The sequence below is a fragment of the Psychrobacter sp. DM8 genome, from assembly GCF_051307025.1.
Classification (GTDB): Bacteria; Pseudomonadota; Gammaproteobacteria; order Pseudomonadales; family Moraxellaceae; genus Psychrobacter.
In genome coordinates this window covers 421,444-438,476 of the sequence record NZ_CP195538.1, presented here as the reverse complement: position 1 = coordinate 438,476, position 17,033 = coordinate 421,444, and the positions used below count along the sequence as shown (strand labels likewise).

At 47.0% G+C, this 17,033-nt stretch carries 13 protein-coding genes; 1 reads left to right on the top strand and 12 read right to left on the bottom strand.

Annotated features, from left to right (window positions below; all coding sequences use genetic code 11):
- Position 1 precedes the first annotated feature (1 nt).
- From ACR64J_RS01940 to ACR64J_RS01890, 11 genes are all read right to left on the bottom strand, one after another.
- Positions 2-1,189 carry an isovaleryl-CoA dehydrogenase gene (locus tag ACR64J_RS01940; protein ID WP_435950231.1) on the bottom strand — a complete coding sequence of 396 codons (1,188 nt, stop codon included), beginning with the start codon at positions 1,187-1,189 and terminating at the stop codon, positions 2-4.
- A 44-nt stretch (positions 1,190-1,233) separates the two neighbouring features.
- On the bottom strand, positions 1,234-2,154 hold the full coding sequence (locus ACR64J_RS01935) for a hydroxymethylglutaryl-CoA lyase (RefSeq protein WP_435950230.1): 921 nt from the start codon (positions 2,152-2,154) through the stop codon (positions 1,234-1,236).
- Between the two features lie 33 nt (positions 2,155-2,187).
- A complete protein-coding gene (locus ACR64J_RS01930) occupies positions 2,188-4,296 on the bottom strand; it encodes an acetyl/propionyl/methylcrotonyl-CoA carboxylase subunit alpha (RefSeq protein WP_435950229.1) in 2,109 nt (702 codons plus the stop codon).
- 177 nt (positions 4,297-4,473) lie between these two features.
- A complete protein-coding gene (locus ACR64J_RS01925; RefSeq protein ID WP_435950228.1) occupies positions 4,474-5,262 on the bottom strand; it encodes an enoyl-CoA hydratase/isomerase family protein in 789 nt (262 codons plus the stop codon).
- A 262-nt stretch (positions 5,263-5,524) separates the two neighbouring features.
- Positions 5,525-7,135, bottom strand: coding sequence for a carboxyl transferase domain-containing protein (locus ACR64J_RS01920; protein WP_435950227.1), 1,611 nt, complete (start codon positions 7,133-7,135; stop codon positions 5,525-5,527).
- A 158-nt stretch (positions 7,136-7,293) separates the two neighbouring features.
- The gene (locus ACR64J_RS01915; RefSeq protein ID WP_435950226.1) at positions 7,294-9,051 is read right to left on the bottom strand and encodes an AMP-binding protein; all 1,758 of its coding nucleotides are present in this window, start codon (positions 9,049-9,051) and stop codon (positions 7,294-7,296) included.
- 157 nt (positions 9,052-9,208) lie between these two features.
- Positions 9,209-10,468 (bottom strand): FAD-dependent oxidoreductase, encoded by a 1,260-nt coding sequence (locus ACR64J_RS01910; RefSeq protein ID WP_435950225.1) that lies wholly within the window; start codon positions 10,466-10,468, stop codon positions 9,209-9,211.
- 181 nt (positions 10,469-10,649) lie between these two features.
- Complete coding sequence (locus ACR64J_RS01905; RefSeq protein WP_435951004.1) at positions 10,650-11,381, bottom strand: amino acid ABC transporter ATP-binding protein; 732 nt, start codon at positions 11,379-11,381, stop codon at positions 10,650-10,652.
- Positions 11,382-11,515: 134 nt separating this feature from the next.
- Positions 11,516-12,184 (bottom strand): ABC transporter permease subunit, encoded by a 669-nt coding sequence (locus ACR64J_RS01900; protein ID WP_317200202.1) that lies wholly within the window; start codon positions 12,182-12,184, stop codon positions 11,516-11,518.
- Positions 12,181-12,927, bottom strand: coding sequence for an amino acid ABC transporter permease (locus tag ACR64J_RS01895; protein ID WP_317200203.1), 747 nt, complete (start codon positions 12,925-12,927; stop codon positions 12,181-12,183). Before ACR64J_RS01895 ends, ACR64J_RS01900 begins: the two co-directional genes overlap by 4 nt.
- A gap of 93 nt (positions 12,928-13,020) precedes the next feature.
- The gene (locus ACR64J_RS01890; RefSeq protein WP_435950224.1) at positions 13,021-14,001 is read right to left on the bottom strand and encodes a glutamate/aspartate ABC transporter substrate-binding protein; all 981 of its coding nucleotides are present in this window, start codon (positions 13,999-14,001) and stop codon (positions 13,021-13,023) included.
- A 341-nt stretch (positions 14,002-14,342) separates the two neighbouring features.
- Here ACR64J_RS01890 and ACR64J_RS01885 point away from each other — a divergent pair, with 341 nt between their 5' ends.
- Entirely contained in the window at positions 14,343-15,317 is a 975-nt protein-coding gene (locus ACR64J_RS01885; protein ID WP_435950223.1) for an Hsp33 family molecular chaperone HslO, read from the top strand.
- A 126-nt stretch (positions 15,318-15,443) separates the two neighbouring features.
- On the opposite strand, the gene ACR64J_RS01880 is transcribed toward ACR64J_RS01885, so the two are convergent.
- Entirely contained in the window at positions 15,444-16,919 is a 1,476-nt protein-coding gene (locus ACR64J_RS01880) for an alpha/beta fold hydrolase (RefSeq protein WP_317200206.1), read from the bottom strand.
- Positions 16,920-17,033 lie beyond the last annotated feature (114 nt).

Sequence of the window (17,033 nt, the reverse complement as noted above, 5' to 3'; positions counted from 1 at the left end):
CCTATTTTGTTTCGTTAAATAGTTCACGGCCGACGAGCATACGGCGAATCTCGCTCGTTCCAGCGCCAATCTCATAGAGTTTGGCATCGCGCCATAAACGTCCCAGCGGATACTCATTGGTATAGCCGTTACCGCCGAATATCTGAATGCCCTCGCCCGCCATCCATGTCGCTTTTTCTGCGCACCAAAGAATCACACTAGCGCAGTCTTTACGTACTTGGCGACTGTGACCTTCGCCCTGCTTATCCAGCATGTCCAAGTTCTTACCGACCGTATATAAAAAGCTACGACCCGCCTGCAAGATAGTATACATATCCGCGACTTTACCTTGAATGAGTTGGAACTCACCGATAGCTTGTCCAAACTGCTTACGATCATGGATGTAGGGTATGACATTATCCATAACCGCTTGCATGATGCCGATAGGGCCAGCGGCTAGTACCGCGCGCTCAAAATCTAGGCCACTCATCAAGACTTTAACGCCTTGACCAATGCCGCCCAAGATATTTTCGCTTGGCACTTTGACATTATTAAAAGTCATCTCGCCCGTATGGCTACCGCGCATGCCGAGCTTATCAAGCTTTTGCGCAGTACCAAAGCCTTCCATACCTTTTTCAACGATAAAGGCGGTCATGCCTTTGGCGCCTAGCTCTGGATTGGTCTTGGCATAGACCACCATGACATCGGCATCAGGACCGTTGGTAATCCACATCTTGCTACCATTTAAGATATAGTTGCCGTCTTTTTCTTCAGCTTTAAGTTTCATGCTGACAACATCGGAGCCTGCGCCCGTCTCACTCATGGCGAGCGCGCCGATAAACTCACCGCTGATAAGCTTAGGCAAAAACTTCTGCTTTTGCGCCTCATTTCCGTTACGTTTGATCTGGTTGATACACAAATTTGAATGCGCGCCATAGCTTAGACCTATGGAGGCTGAAGCGCGGCTGATCTCCTCTAATGCAACCATGTGCGCGACATAGCCCATGTCTGAGCCGCCATACTCTTCGGGTACCGTGATACCATGCAGGCCGACATCACCCATTTTTTTCCAAAGGTCCATAGGGAACTCATCACTACTATCGATTTCACTGGCACGCGGGGCGATTTCTTTTTCTGCGAACGCTCTGATGACATCACGTAGCGCATCGATGTCTTCACCAAGCTGAAAATCTAATCCGGGTAAACTCATAATCTTTCCTTGTGTTTAATTTTAAATATGTAGACTAAAATGTATTAAGAGGCACGTTTATTTATAATAGCTCGCGCCACGTTTGAGTCGTTACGGCGACCTAAGAATGTACTAATACGCTCGCCTGCCACTACTAACTTTTCCAAATCGATACCTGTTGTGATACCCATGCCATGGAGCATATAAACCACGTCCTCTGTCGCCACATTACCCGTTGCGCCTTTGGCATACGGACAACCGCCAAGACCTGCCACAGACGTATCAAACTCACTAATGCCAAGCTCAAGCGCCGCCAAAGTATTGCTAAGCGCCTGACCGTAAGTGTCATGAAAGTGACCAGATATTTTTGCGACATCAATGTATTCAAAGGCCGCTTGAAGTGCACGCTGAACTTTGAGCGGAGTACCAACACCGATCGTATCGGCGATACCGATTTGTTCTGCGCCGATCTCAACCATACGTTTGGTGACGTAAGCTACCTGACTTGGGTCAATCTCGCCTTCATAAGGACAGCCCACGGTACAGGAAATGACGCCGCGCACCTTGATACCGTTTTGCTTGGCTGCAACGACTACAGGCGCAAAACGCTCAATACTCTCATCAATACTACAGTTGATGTTTTTTTGGCTAAAGGTCTCACTCGCTGAACCGAAAATCACTACTTCATCAGGATGGTAAGTGAGCGCATTATCAAAGCCGCGCATATTGGGCACCAGCACCGAATAAATAACGTCTCCACGGCGCGTATCTGACAGTGCCGTCATAAGGTCGCTGTTATCACCCATTTGCGGCACCCATTTAGGCGAGACAAAACTGGTAGCCTCTAACTTCTTGACGCCTGCAGCTATGAGATCGTTAATCAAAGCTTGCTTAACCGCCGTCGGCACCGTCGCTGACTCATTTTGTAAGCCATCACGAGGACTAACATCAACGATGCGGACATGGTCTGGATATAAGTTACTCATAAGTGCCATCCTATTTTTTGAATATTGGCCTTTTTATTCATCAGACGCGCTGTCGATACGTAGAAGCTCATCGCCATCTGCGACCAGATCGCCTGCGCCAAATAGCAATTCGGCGACCACGCCATCGGTTGGCGCGGTAATAGTATGCTCAATCTTCATCGCTTCAATAACAGCAAGTGGCTCGCCTTTTTTGACACTGTCACCCACATTGACTTTGAACGCGACCACTTGACCCGGCATCGGCGACTTTAAACTGCCGACAGCAGCGCTCTCTTCGCCCGCGTAAGCCATAATATCGACAAGGGTAATTTGATCACGACCACGATCAGTAAAGACATGTACCCTCTCGTTATGTACCCAGCTTTGTGCGCTGACGCGTGCGCCATCCAGCCATAAGGTGTGATTGTTCCCGTCATTACTATTATAGCTGACCTGACCTTCAAAAACGCAGGTTAAAGACTCGGGAGCGGCTTGCTTATCATCAGCGCTTTTCTCAATGGTAAGTGTAAAGCTACTGGCTTGGTCATTACCTTTAGATGTGGCGCTATTAGCTGACACATTATGCCAGTCACTAATACGAGCAACATAAGACTGCTCATTGTAGACTAAGCTAAATGAGCGCGCGTAATCGGTATAAGCGCGAAAACCAGTGGGTTGACCAAAGGGATCATTGTCGTTTTGAGTGCTACTGAGTCTTGCTGAGGATTCGCCAGCGAGCTGTTGCACAATTGCAGTCGTTACTAGCGTAGATAGCTCAAGCGGCTGCTGATCGAACAAGACGTCCGCTTCTCGCTCAATCAAAGCGGTATCGAGATTGGCTTGACTAAAGGAGTCTGTATTGATGACATAACGCAAGAATGCCACGTTATTAGGCAGACCAACGATACGCGTTTGCCCTAATGCTTGATCCATCTTAGCTAGCGCTTGCTCGCGCGTTGGCGCATGGACGATAAGCTTGGCAATCATAGAGTCATAGAATGGACTGATGACATCGCCTTCGCGCACGCCGTCATCGATACGCACGTCATCGATAATAAAGGTGCTGTGCTCAGGTTTTTGATAAGTAAACAGCGTCCCTGTCGCCGGCAAAAAATTATTATCAGGGTTTTCCGCGCAAATACGTGCCTCAATCGCATGACCGTTTATCGCAAGCTCTTCTTGCGATTTTGGCAGTGGTAAGCCTGCGGCAACTCGCAATTGCCATTCAACCAAATCAACGCCCGTGATCGCTTCACTGACAGGATGTTCTACTTGCAAGCGCGTATTCATCTCCATAAAATAAAAGCTCATCTCGCCACCGCGCTGCTCAACGATGAACTCAACCGTGCCCGCGCCTACGTAATCGACCGCACGCGCCGCTTCAATCGCAGCCGTACCCATTGCCTCACGCATAGACTCATCAACGCCTGGCGCTGGCGCTTCTTCTAGCACCTTTTGATGGCGACGTTGTACCGAGCAATCACGCTCAAATAGATGCACGTAGTTGCCATGACTATCACCAAACACTTGGATCTCGATATGGCGTGGTTTGAGCGCGTATTTTTCGATGAGTACTTGATCATCACCAAAACTGGTAATGGCCTCTCGGCGGCAGGAGTCTAGCAAATCATTAAAGTCGCCACTGTTTTCGACGATGCGCATCCCTTTACCGCCGCCGCCCGCGCTGGCTTTGATAAGCACGGGATAACCAATAGCATCGGCTTTCTCTTTCAAGAAGGCTGCGTCTTGATTGTCACCATGATAGCCGGGTATTAGCGGTACGTTTGCCGCTTCCATTAAGCGCTTAGACTCAGACTTGCCGCCCATTGCCCGTATGGCATCAGCAGACGGTCCGATAAAGGCGATACCTGCATCTTGACAAGCCTGCGCAAAGTCAGCGTTTTCACTCAAAAACCCGTAACCTGGGTGAATGGCCTCAGCGCCCCGCTCCTTAGCAATAGCAATGATAGCATCGCCTTTGAGATAGCTATCTTTTGGGGCTGAACCGCCTAAATAAATGGCTTCATCACAGACAGACACGTGCTTGGCATGTCGATCCGCATCAGAGTAGACAGCAACGGTGCGGACGCCTAAGCGCTTAGCAGTCGCCGCAACACGGCAAGCAATCTCGCCACGGTTGGCGATAAGAATCTTTGAAAACATAGCTATCCTTGTCTTTGCCTTTTAGTTCTATGATAACTTCTATACTTACTTAAGCCCGCTTTGTTAAGCTGAGCCTAGAAGATTAGTATAAGAGTCCTTAATTATAGGGTTAGTTGTTATATATTTATTTGCTAGATACTTAATTTGCTAGATACCTATTCGCTAGATGCGTAGTTATCAGCTGAGCCAATCAGGCTTACGCTTTTGTAAAAAGGCTTGTACGCCTTCCTTTCCTTGCTCTGACGACCGAATATCAGCGATATCTTTTACCGTATCAGCGATTAATTTATCGTCTATTGTCTCGCCAGCGATATCATGCAAAAGTCGCTTGCAAGTCTTGACCGCATCAGGGCTATTATTGACAATCTTGGCGCATATTGCAGCCACTCTATTTTGCAACTCGTCCTCATTAACGCGCTCATGGATAAAGCCTAATTGACGCGCTTTTTTGGCATCGAACACTTCAGCCGTTAAGAAATAACGCTGCGAGGCATGCGCGCCCAAAGCTCGTATGACATAAGGGCTAATCGTTGCAGGCGCTAAACCTAAACGTACTTCACTTAAGCAAAAATTAGCGATTTTGACTGCGATAGCCACATCACATACTGCAACCAAACCCATACCACCCGCATAAACATCGCCTTGAATAGCGGCAATGGTAGGTTTAGGACACTTGTAAATTGTCTTGAGCATTTGCGCGAGTTTATCGGCATCGGCTAGATTTTCATCATAGTCGTAATCTGCCATAGCGCGCATCCAGTTTAGATCCGCGCCCGCGCAAAACGCCTTGCCTGCTGCCGCTAAAGTGATAACGCGAACCTCGTCGCTTTGACCCAATTGCTTAAACACAGCTGTTAATTCGCTAATCATCTCATCATTAAAAGCATTGCGAATCTCAGGACGATTTAAGGTTACGGTTGCGATATAGTTTTCTGTGGTTACTAGTAGATTTTTATGATTATTCATATATGTTTGTTCCTGTTTGTGGTGCTTTTGTGACGTTGGTTCTGACTTAGCGCTCTTACTAATTCCGTGAAGAGTGGTAGGGTTGGTTAGTTTTTAAAATTCTTATGGAGAATGCAGGTAAAACCTAACCCACCGTATTGTCTTACTCTAATAGAAAATCTTATTCAAAAGATTTTCCTTGCAAGCTTAACGAAGCAGTGCTTCGTTTTTACAGCTTTCAGGTTACGCATTCGCTAGCCCACCCTACACAAAACATATCAACCTACATTCTAAAGACACCAAACGTCGTCTCTTCTATCGGGGCGTTGTGCGCAGCACTCAGTCCAAGCGCCAATACCTTGCGCGTATCAGCAGGATCAATCACACCATCGTCCCAAAGCCGTGCAGTGGCATAATAAGGATGGCCTTGCTCTTCATACATATCGCGAATCGGCGCTTTAAAGGCTTCTTCGTCAGCCTCGCTCCATGCCTCACCTTTGCGCTCAAAATTATCGCGCTTGACCGTTGCCAGTACTGAGGCCGCTTGCTCGCCGCCCATGACTGAAATACGAGCATTAGGCCACATCCACAAAAAGCGTGGACTGTAAGCGCGGCCACACATACCATAGTTGCCGGCGCCAAACGAGCCACCAACGATAACGGTAAATTTGGGCACTTTGGCATTGGCAACAGCCATGACCATCTTGGCACCATGACGGGCAATACCTTCGTTTTCGTACTTGCGCCCAACCATAAAGCCTGTGATATTCTGCAAAAACACGAGTGGGATTTTACGCTTACAGCACAGCTCAATAAAGTGCGTGCTCTTTTGCGCCGACTCGCTAAACAAGATGCCGTTGTTGGCGGTAATACCGACGGGCATCCCTTCGATATGGGCAAAACCGCAAATGATAGTCGTAGCAAAACGCGCTTTGAACTCATCAAACGCACTGTCATCGACGATGCGAGCGATGATTTCTCTAACATCAAAAGGTTTGCGCTTATCTGTTGGAATAATGCCGTATAGCTCTTTGGCGTCATAACGTGGCGGACGCGGCGTGATTTGATTAGGAATGACCTTGGCATCGCGGTTTAAGTGACCGACGATATCGCGCGCTATAGATAAAGCATGAGTATCGTTTTGCGCGAGATAGTCGACCACCCCTGATAGACGCGTGTGTACGTCACCGCCGCCTAAATCATCAGCACTAACCTCCTCGCCCGTCGCCGCTTTGACCAGTGGTGGTCCGCCTAAAAATATCGTGCCTTGGTCTTTAACAATGATAGACTCATCACTCATCGCGGGCACATAAGCGCCGCCTGCAGTACAGCTGCCCATGACCACCGCAATCTGCGGAATCCCTGCGGCACTTAGATTGGCCTGATTAAAAAAGATACGCCCAAAGTCATCTTTATCAGGGAAAACTTCGTCTTGATTGGGTAAGTTCGCGCCGCCTGAGTCAACGAGATAGACACAAGGCAGATGGTTTTCTTGCGCAATCTCTTGCGCGCGCAAATGCTTTTTGACCGTCATAGGATAATAAGTACCGCCTTTGACGGTGGCATCATTACAGACAATCATGCACTCAATACCATTGATACGACCAATACCTGCGATCACGCCAGCGGCTGGGATATCCTCGCCATACATATCATGCGCCGCCATCGGGGCGACTTCTAAGAACGGCGTACCAACATCAAGCAGGCGCTCAACACGCTCACGGGGCAACAGCTTACCGCGCGCTAAATGCTTGGCACGTGCACGCTCTGACCCGCCTTTTGCAACTTTATTTAGATGCTCATATAGATCGTCAACGATGACTTGCATAGCTTCGCGGTTTTGTTGAAACTCGCTGGCGTTTGGACTCAATTTACTGGTGATTATAGCGCTCATGACATCCCTTTTTATAATAGGTCTTTATACTTATACTTGCTATTTGACAACTTTCTATTTAATAGCTTCTTACTTAAAAACTGAGTACTTAGATAATTAATATATAGCTAGTTAATACATAGCAGTGTTCTGCTTTTATATCTAACCGTGATTAGCCATTACTCTAACCCCAACTCAGCGACCATCTCTTCGATGATTTTATACTTCTGGATTTTACCGGTAATAGTCATCGGGTACTCTTCAACAAAACGATAGTAGGTCGGTATTTTATAATGAGCAATATTGTTGCGGCAGAACTCTTTGACCTCATCTTCAGTTAAGCAATCAGGCTCTTTTGGAATGATCAAAGCCGCTAACACCTCGCCATAACGCTTATCAGGAATGCCGACGACTTGTACATCGCGGATCTTGGGATGACGATACAGATAGTTTTCGATCTCGACAGGATAGATATTCTCGCCGCCGCGAATGACCATATCTTTACTACGACCGACGACTTTGACATAGCCATCCTCATCCATCGTCGCCAAGTCACCCGTATGCATCCAGCCGTCTTGGATAGCTTCTCGAGTCTTAAAGCGGCTGCCCCAATAGCCTTTCATGACCGAATAGCCACGCGTCAACAGCTCCCCTGTCTCCCCTAACGGCACAATCTCGCCCGTTTCGGTATCGACAACTTTGACCTCAAGGGCGGGCTGAACCAAACCGACAGTTGATACTTGCTTTTCAAGCGGGGTGTGTTTGTTAGTCTGACAGGACACAGGACTGGTTTCGGTCATGCCATAAGCAATAGTAACCTCATCCATGTGCATCTCATCGATAACGCGGCGCATGACCTCAATTGGGCAACTAGAGCCTGCCATGATGCCTGTGCGTAGCGTAGATAAATCGTATTGCGCAAAATCAGGATGATCAAGCATAGCGATAAACATCGTTGGCACGCCATGCAGCGCGGTGCACTTCTCAGCCTGCACCGCCTCCAATACGCTAAGCGGCTCAAAGCCATCATTAGGATAAACGATACAGCCGCCGTGAGTGAGAATGGCTAAGTTACCAAGCACCATACCAAAGCAGTGATAAAGCGGAACGGGAATACACAAGATATCATCGAAGGTGAGATTCATCGCCTCCCCGATAAAGTAGCCGTTATTAAGGATATTGCGGTGCGTTAAGGTCGCGCCTTTCGGTGTACCTGTGGTGCCGCTGGTGAATTGCACATTGATCGCGTCAGTGTTTTTGAGCTGAGCTTGACGCTCGGCAATACGTGGATCATTGGCGTCGCCTTCACTCATCCAGTCAGAGAACTTTTGCATATAATCAAAGTTGTCATCATTGCCTGGCTCATCAATCCAGATAATACGCTCAATCGTTGGAATCTCGACTAAATCAAGCTGATTATAAGTCTTGTGATAGATCTCAGGACACAGCTCGCGTACCATTTGCGCATAGTCGCTGCTTTTGAAATGGCGCATAAGTACCAGCGCCGAACAGCCTAATTTATTGAGTGAGTATTGCAGCTCAAAGGTGCGGTAAGCGGGATTAATGTTGACAAGGACGATACCCACTTTGGCGGTCGCCAATTGCATCAGTAGCCACTCGCTATTGTTATGCGACCAGATGCCGATACGATCGCCAATCTCAAGCCCCATCTCTATGATGGCGCTTGCCAGCTGATTGACCTGCTGTTGTAGCTCTTTGTAGGTCCAGCGGATATTTTGATGCGAGGAGATCAGCGCCATACGATCAGGATACTTGTCAGCAATAGCATCAAAAAAGTCGCCAATGGTCGCCTCAATAAGCGGCACATCAGGGCCTTTATCGTAGCTCTTAGTGAGCGGCGCATTCGCCGAGCGCTCGCCCATATTTATGCTTGGGACATTATTAAGAATAGTATCAAAATTAGGAGTTTGAGTCATAACGAGTCCTTTCGTTGTGCTTATCTGTAGAATCTATAGGCTATTGCTAATAGAACATATATTCCACAGCTTTGTCTACCACTACTATAGCGCCTTCATTCAAGACTTGTCAATAATACCGATACGGTACGTATCATTTAAATGATTTAGACTTTAGCTACTGTCTGATGACTACAGGGGCCTTGATAGTCACTGTGGCGCTCACCTTATTGTCTTTGATCAAATCCATGACCAGCTCGTCCTCGCTCTCAGTGGTAACCTGCCAGTTGCCATCAGCTTGCGGCGTGCCTACGACCATGACCGAGATGGCTTTATTTTTGAGACGTATCATAGGTGGTTTGTGCTCATAACCGTTATGATCAGTACCCAAAATATCATCTGCAATCGTTGCCGCTTGCGCTCGTAATGGCGCGACATAGCGACAGGCGACCCCATCAATCGACATACAATCACCGATAGCATAAATAGGGTTTGACTGAATTTGGCTTGATTCAGTTGCGCTTGATTGAGCTTGCAACGTTGAGGCGTCAACGACGATACCCGTACGGCGATCAAACTCGATGCCTGCTGCAGCGGGCAACTTGTCATCAACAATGAGACCGGTACTGGCAATCACGTGATCGACGATCAGGTTAGTAGGTTGGTTTTCTGTAGACTCGCTGTTATTTTTTAAAAACTCATAGCTAAGCGTCAGCGTGTCATCATCGTTACGATTAACATTTGTGACTTGATAACCGCCCAAAAACTGTATGCCTTGCGACTCTATCGCTTTGGCAATACGCGCGGTAGCCTTTGCAGGTAGCATTTGCGCAAGTGGGGCATCGTTTAGATCAAGCAAAGTCACCTTATGACCTGCTTTTAACAAGTCCTCTGCAATCTCAGTGCCCACCATGCCAGCACCGACGATAGCAACGCGTTGACTGCCTGTACCCAGCTTTTCTTGCAACTGCCCAAAGCGCTCGATGTGATTGACATGCCAGACTAAACTCTCAGGCAAACTCTTAGGGAAGATAGGATGCGCGCCCATAGCTAGCACCAGCTTGTCATACCCCAACGTGGCATAAGCCATGTTAGCAGGGTCTGATCGTGTGGCGGAGACCAGATGCAACTGCTGAGTAGCTGCGTCGATATCGCTGACTTGCGTATCAGCGAGCAAAGTTATATTAGCGGTTTTTGCAGCATCAGCGCCTGTTGCCCGCACCAAATCTGCTACGCGTTTGTTTTGACTGATTGCCATCGTTAGCATCGGCTTGTGATAGCGATCGCCGCTATCGGCGGTGATTAAGGTGATTGGGATGTCCTTATCTTTACTACGAATCGCATCAATCACATGCCAGCCTGCGAGGCCTGCGCCGATAATAACCACGCCATTTTCGTCAAAGGACGTTTTTGCAGTCACTGTATTTTGCTCTGTCATATAAGCTCCGATTTTGCTCAAATATTCTTTATTATAAAGTGGCAAGTATGATAACCATTGTAACAACAAACCAAGAACACTTGTAAGCTCAAAGCATCTCTGCAAAAGATAAATGTAAAAACCTTTTAAACACAAAAAAACGCCCTTTTTAGGACGTTTTAAATAATGCTTATCATCATAATTAGTGATTTAAGATCTTTGATAAAAATTGCTGAGCGCGCTCACTTTTTGCGCCTTCAAAAAACTCATCTTTGCTACAGTTCTCAACGATGTGACCTTCATCCATAAAGATAATACGATTGGCGACCTGGCTGGCAAATCCCATCTCGTGGGTCACGCACATCATCGTCATACCATCACGGGTCAGCTCTACCATCACATCGAGCACCTCTTGAATCATTTCAGGATCAAGCGCTGAGGTGGGCTCATCGAATAACATGGCTATCGGGTCCATTGCCAAAGCACGGGCAATAGCAACGCGCTGCTGCTGACCACCAGAGAGCTCGGCGGGATATTTAGCGGCTTGTACGGTTAACCCAACGCGATCAAGATACGCCATAGCTTTCTTTTTGGCCTCGTCCTCTTTTCGTCCCAAGACTTTGATTTGTGCCACAGTCAAATTATCGATAATGGTCAGATGCGGAAACAACTCAAAATGTTGAAACACCATGCCAACGCGGCTACGCAGTTTGGGCAAATTGGTTTTGGAGTCGCCAACCGAGATGCCATTGACCATGATCTGTCCCTTTTGAAAAGGCTCAAGACCGTTAACTGTCTTGATCAAAGTGGATTTACCGCTACCTGACGGGCCACAAACGACGACAACATCGCCTCGGTGTACGTGCGCAGTACAATCGGTCAATACTTGAAAGTCGCCATACCATTTGCTGACGCTGTCAATTTCAACGACCATCTCATCGGTAGCATGGCCGTTATTTGTGACCAGTCCACCAAAGTCATTTATATATGTGTCAGCTTTGCTCATCGCAGGCTCCTAGCCATTTTTCTATATGTAATTGCGGTATAAAATACTCTTTATACCCTGTTCTAAAACCTCAAACGCTTTTGTACTTGCTGTACGCCGATAGAGGCGCTCAAACTGATGATAAAGTACACGGCACCTGCGCCTAAAATATATGGCGTTAACAAGCCCATCAACTCCCCGCGCACGTAGGCGGCGCGGAAAAAGTCCGTCAAGCCAATAGCAAATACCAGCGTCGTATCTTGAAATAAGATAATACACTGCTGAAGTATTAGCGGCAGCATCTTACGAAACGCTTGCGGCAAGATGACCAAACGCATCGTCTGTCCATAGGTCATACCCAGCGCTTTGGCCGCATTGACCTGTCCGCTTCCGATCGATTGAATACCCGCTCTGACAACCTCCGAGAAATACGCCGCCTCAAACATCATAAAGGCAACCACACAGGAGGCAAAAGCAGCATCGAGTTGTAAGTATTTGCCCGCAACCCAAAAGTAGATCATAGGTACGGCAAAGTAAAACCAAAGTAGTACCAATAACAGTGGCACTGAACGAAAATAGTTGACGTATAGTTTGGCAGGGACTTCTAGTGCTTTGATGCCAGATAAACGCATCAAAGCGAGCACAGTGCCCAAGCTAATACCGCCCAAAATCGCTAAAAACAATACTTTAAGCGTGGTCAGCATACCGCCTAATAGGCCAGGATATGCGGTCGCAAGTTCAGTCATATTCATTTTTGACTCCCTGCGATAAGCCCAGGTACGCGCAGTTTGCGCTCAATTAAGCCCATAATAGCAATCAGGGATAAATTAAAAACCAGATAGATAATCGTCGCGTAAGTATAAATTTCAAGGCTATTTTGCGTATACTCGCTAATGGTCTTAGTCTGACTAATTAGCTCCATCACGCCAACTAAAGAGGCGACCGAAGCGTTTTTAAAGCAGTTGGTCAGCTCTGAGCTTAGCGGCGGCAAAATAATACGAAAGGCTTGTGGTAACAGCACTTGCTTGTAGGCTTGCGGAATCGTAAACCCAAGCGCATAGGCGGCGTTGATTTGCCCCTGCGGCAAGGATTCAATACCTGTGCGCACTTGTTCAACGATACGGGCGGCGGTGAATAACCCAAGCCCGATACTCGCTGAGAGCATCGCTGAGGTGTTCGGCGACAAGTCTCTATACCACCACTCTTGCAAAGCGGGCGTGAGCCAACCGGGCGCGACATAAAACCAGAAGAATAATTGTACGAGTAGCGGAATATTACGAAAAAAGGTCACATAAGCGGTACCGATACGACGCGCAGTTTTGCTTGGTAGCGTGCGCATAATACCAAAGATGGTACCGATGACCATCGCGATCGTCCAGGCGATACTACCGATCAATAGCAGCCAGCCAAGACCAGTAATCATCCAGTGAATATATAGCTCATTACCGATGCCAGTCTGCTCAAAGAGCACACCCCAGTTCCAGCTATAGTTCATAACGGTCTCTCCAAGCTGCGATAAATAAGCCTGCCTACTAAGCTAATACTAAATATTAACTCAGTAAGCAAGCAGCTGTGTTGAAGGACGCTGTTACTGCGCAGTAGCCACTTTTGGTTGCGCGCTGTCATGCGGATTGGCAATGAGGGCTTTTAGATTGTCTGACATCTCAAAGTTCAAATTGACGTTCTTTGGTGGGATTGGGTTCAAGAACCACTTGCTATAGATATCGTTGATCTCGCCTGAGCTATAGACATTGTTAAGCGCTTCATTGACCACGGCCTTAAACTCTGGATCGTCTTTGCGCATCATGCAGCCATAGATCTCAAACGATTGTGGCTCACCTACGATAACCCATTCGTCAGGATTTTTGGCTTTGGCCTTTTCGCCTGCTAGCAAGACATCATCCATCATAAAGGCATCCGCACGACCATTTTCTAACATAAGGAAGCCTTCGCCGTGATCTTTGGCTGAGATGACATTGGTATCCATTTGCTTCTCGTCAATGTATTGACGGATGTAACGCTCAGAGGTTGTTCCTGCAGTGGTGACTAGCGTGTTGCCTTCTAAGTCATCAAAACCGCTGATACCTGAGTCATTTTTGGTAAGCAAGCGCGTGCCGATCTCAAAGAAACCGTTCGAGAAGGCCACTTGCTCTTGACGCTCTTCATTATTGGTCGTAGAACCACATTCAAAGTCGACTGTACCGTTTTGTACGAGTGGAATACGAGTTTGTGAAGTGATCAAATTATAGCGAACGTTTAGATCTGGCATGTTTAGGTTTTGCTTGATAGCTTCAACGACTTTCATCTCTAAGTCATGCGCGTAACCCATTGGCTGATTGGGATCATCTGCGATATAAGAAAACGGAATAGAAGAATCACGGTAACCGACTACGATAGTGCCTGAGTCTTTAATTTTTTGTAAGGTGCCATTAGGATTGGCAGCCGCTTCTGTCGTAGCACCATCTGCGGGCGCCTCTTCAGTTGCGGTCTGATTACTGTTGTTGCAACCTGTCAAACCCAAAGCTAATAGGGCGGCGAAGGTTAAAGGTTTTGTTAAAGCGTAAGCCATGAGATACATCCTTTTATCACAATACAAATTTAAGAGGACGCCTGCGCGCAGGTAAAGTCCTCGCTAAGCGTCCATGCAGTTGCTTCTATTTAAAATAATTGCTTATCAATATTTACTTGTTACTTGTTGAAATGTTTACCTAGCGTTCATAATAGTGCAACTTTATGTTACTTTACAACACTTTTCTTAGGACGCGTCATATTCTCACTTTAGTTGTCTACATCTGTTCTATATTTACATTCAGAATAACTGCGATATAAGTCTCAAACATACGCACACATGATTGATAAATCTTTGATAATCCCCATAAAGCTATCAACTTTTCAAAGAATAAATGACTTATGACTTCAGATACCCAAACCACAAATACACAGCATAATAACGATAGCAGCACTACTGATGTGCGTCAGCGATTTTTTATCGAGGACTCCCCTGTGCGCGGTGATGTGGTGCGCTTGTCGCGCAGTTATGCTTCAACTATCGCTCAAAAAGATTATCCCGAGGCCATCAGGCGCTTGTTAGGTGAGATGTTGACGGCAGCAAGTTTGCTTATCGGTACCGTCAAAATCGATGGTCATCTATCTATTCAGCTGCAATCATCAGACAGCGACAGCTTGCTTAACTGGGCGATGGCAGAGTGCGATCAAGACGGTATTATACGCGCGCTTGCCAGCTGGAAGGGACAGACGGATGAGCAAGTACAAGCTTGGAATAACATGACTTATGCTGATGAGGCGTTTGCTGAGCTTGGCGCAACAGGTCAAGGCGTATTGTTTATCAATATTCAGCCTGATGGCGGCGAGGCATATCAAGGCATCGTTGAGCGTACCCATGATAATCTAGCTCAGTGCCTTGCCCATTACCAAAAGCAGTCAGCGCAGATTCCGACTCTAATCAGTCTTGCCTCAGACGGCTTGCAAGCTGGAGGCATCTTGGTACAAATGCTGCCACGTACTGCTGAAGAGGCTTATGAGGTTGAGCAAAACGAAGACGCGGGTATCGATGATGACTTGTGGACTCGCCTGTCGCTGCTCACTCGTACGGTCAAGGACGAGGAGCTGACCACTTTGGACGCCAGCGAGATTATCTATCGTCTATATAATGAAGAGAACGTCGTCGCTCCTGATCCTGTAACGTTAGCGTTTGGTTGTACTTGTTCGCGCGAGAAATGCGCGATGGCGATTGAGCAGATTGGTGAGACCGAAGCGCTAGATATTTTAGCCGAGCAAAACGGCAGCTTTGAGATGGATTGCGGGTTTTGCGGCGCAGTCTACACTTTTGATAAAGAAGATGTGTCAGCGATATTTGCTGAGTAGTCTTTGTTTAAATAGTAGCTCAAATACAATATCAGGCTAAATACAATATTAAGCCAAATACAATATCAAGCTACCTATAATAAAACTCTCAAGTATGCCGCTTGAGGGTTTTTTGTCAGTGCGCTATTAGATCACCACTTCTACCGTATCGGGATAAGAGTGTACGCGAGACTCTTTTGAGTAGTCCGTTTTACCATTATCAAGTAGCCACATTACCACTTGTCTAAAAACGCGTTCGTTGTACATTAAGTTCATGTGACTTACGCCATAAAATATCGCTTTGTTGCCATCGGGTAGCATTAAAGTATGCTCATCAGCATGCTCACCTAATGCCGAATCTATAGATACCAGCCCATCCCCTACGACGTTTGATACCTTTGAGCCATAATAAGTCTCAATCAAAGTGGCGGCAGCAAAAAATGTATTCACGTGCCGAGGCAAGCGCGCAGGATGACGAAAGTCTTGTGGCAACACATTGCGGCCCTCCAAAGACTTCCAATCGGCATCACGGATACTACCATGGCGCAAATCAATAATACCTGCGCTACGCATATCACCCAATTTGGCAAGAGAGCCTGCAAAAGGGAGTTTGGCGATGATATCTTGTACCATAAAGCCAATGCGCTCAAGAATAGCGCCGTGATGCGGCGAGCCTAGAGTCACCAGGTTGCCAACACCTTTAACCCAGCTCATGCGATCTTGCTGACCATAAAACAGCGCACTACGCGCAACTAAGCCACCCATACTGTGACCAACCAGATCGATTTGTGTCAGTGCTGGATTATTATCGACGAGGTTTTGCAGGACTTTGGAGAGCGTATGACCGTTGCGTGAGATACGGCGTCCAGTGTTGTAATCTAAATATAGTACCGTAGCGTCAGGCTGACTATTTAAGATAAAGTCGCCCAAACCGTCACCTTTGGCAGGCTGCCAACTTAAATGACTCATACATAGGCCATGACACAAAATAATGACGCGTCCAGAGAGCTCTCGGCGCTGTATCTGACCGTACCTATCATACAATGCCATAGAGATGGCAAGCGCGTTATTGTGATTAACTAAGTGATCGCCCATGACCCCATTAAAAACATTGACTAGCTTTTTTAAGGACTCAGGCAAAGGCTGTTGTTTTTTGTCATTGGAAACACTTTTATATAGGCGTAGTACTGATGATAAGTTATTGCCAACTAGCAGCATAATATGACGAACTGTACCGTAGATACGCCCAGTGATACCGCGCTGCCAGTTGTTGAAATGACCTTCATCATTAAACCGCCCTAAAGGACGCAAAATCACCTCACGGTGAATCGCCTCAACGATATCTGTGACCTCGACCACGCCCATAGTCGCCAGCTGCGCTAGACCCTCAAAAAAATCGCCTAAAGTAATCGGCTGACGCGGTAATATAGGATCGCCGTCATCTTCTAATAGTTTGGCGACTTCGTTCTCATCGATTGACTCAAGCTGAGCGATTTGTTCATATAAGTCGGCATGTAGCGGCATGCTTTCAGCGATCGTGCAAGCTTCGGTCTTGTGCCGAGCACTAGAGAATAGATCGTGAATAGTGTCGAGTGAATCTGGGCTGTTCTCTGTGCTGTTCATAGTGGTGACGTGCTCAGCGGTTAAAGGGTATTTGACATACTAGCCCTTAACGCAAGCAAAGAGAAGAAAAGGGATTGACTCACAAGTGTGCTTGTTATGGGCGGTAGGAATTTG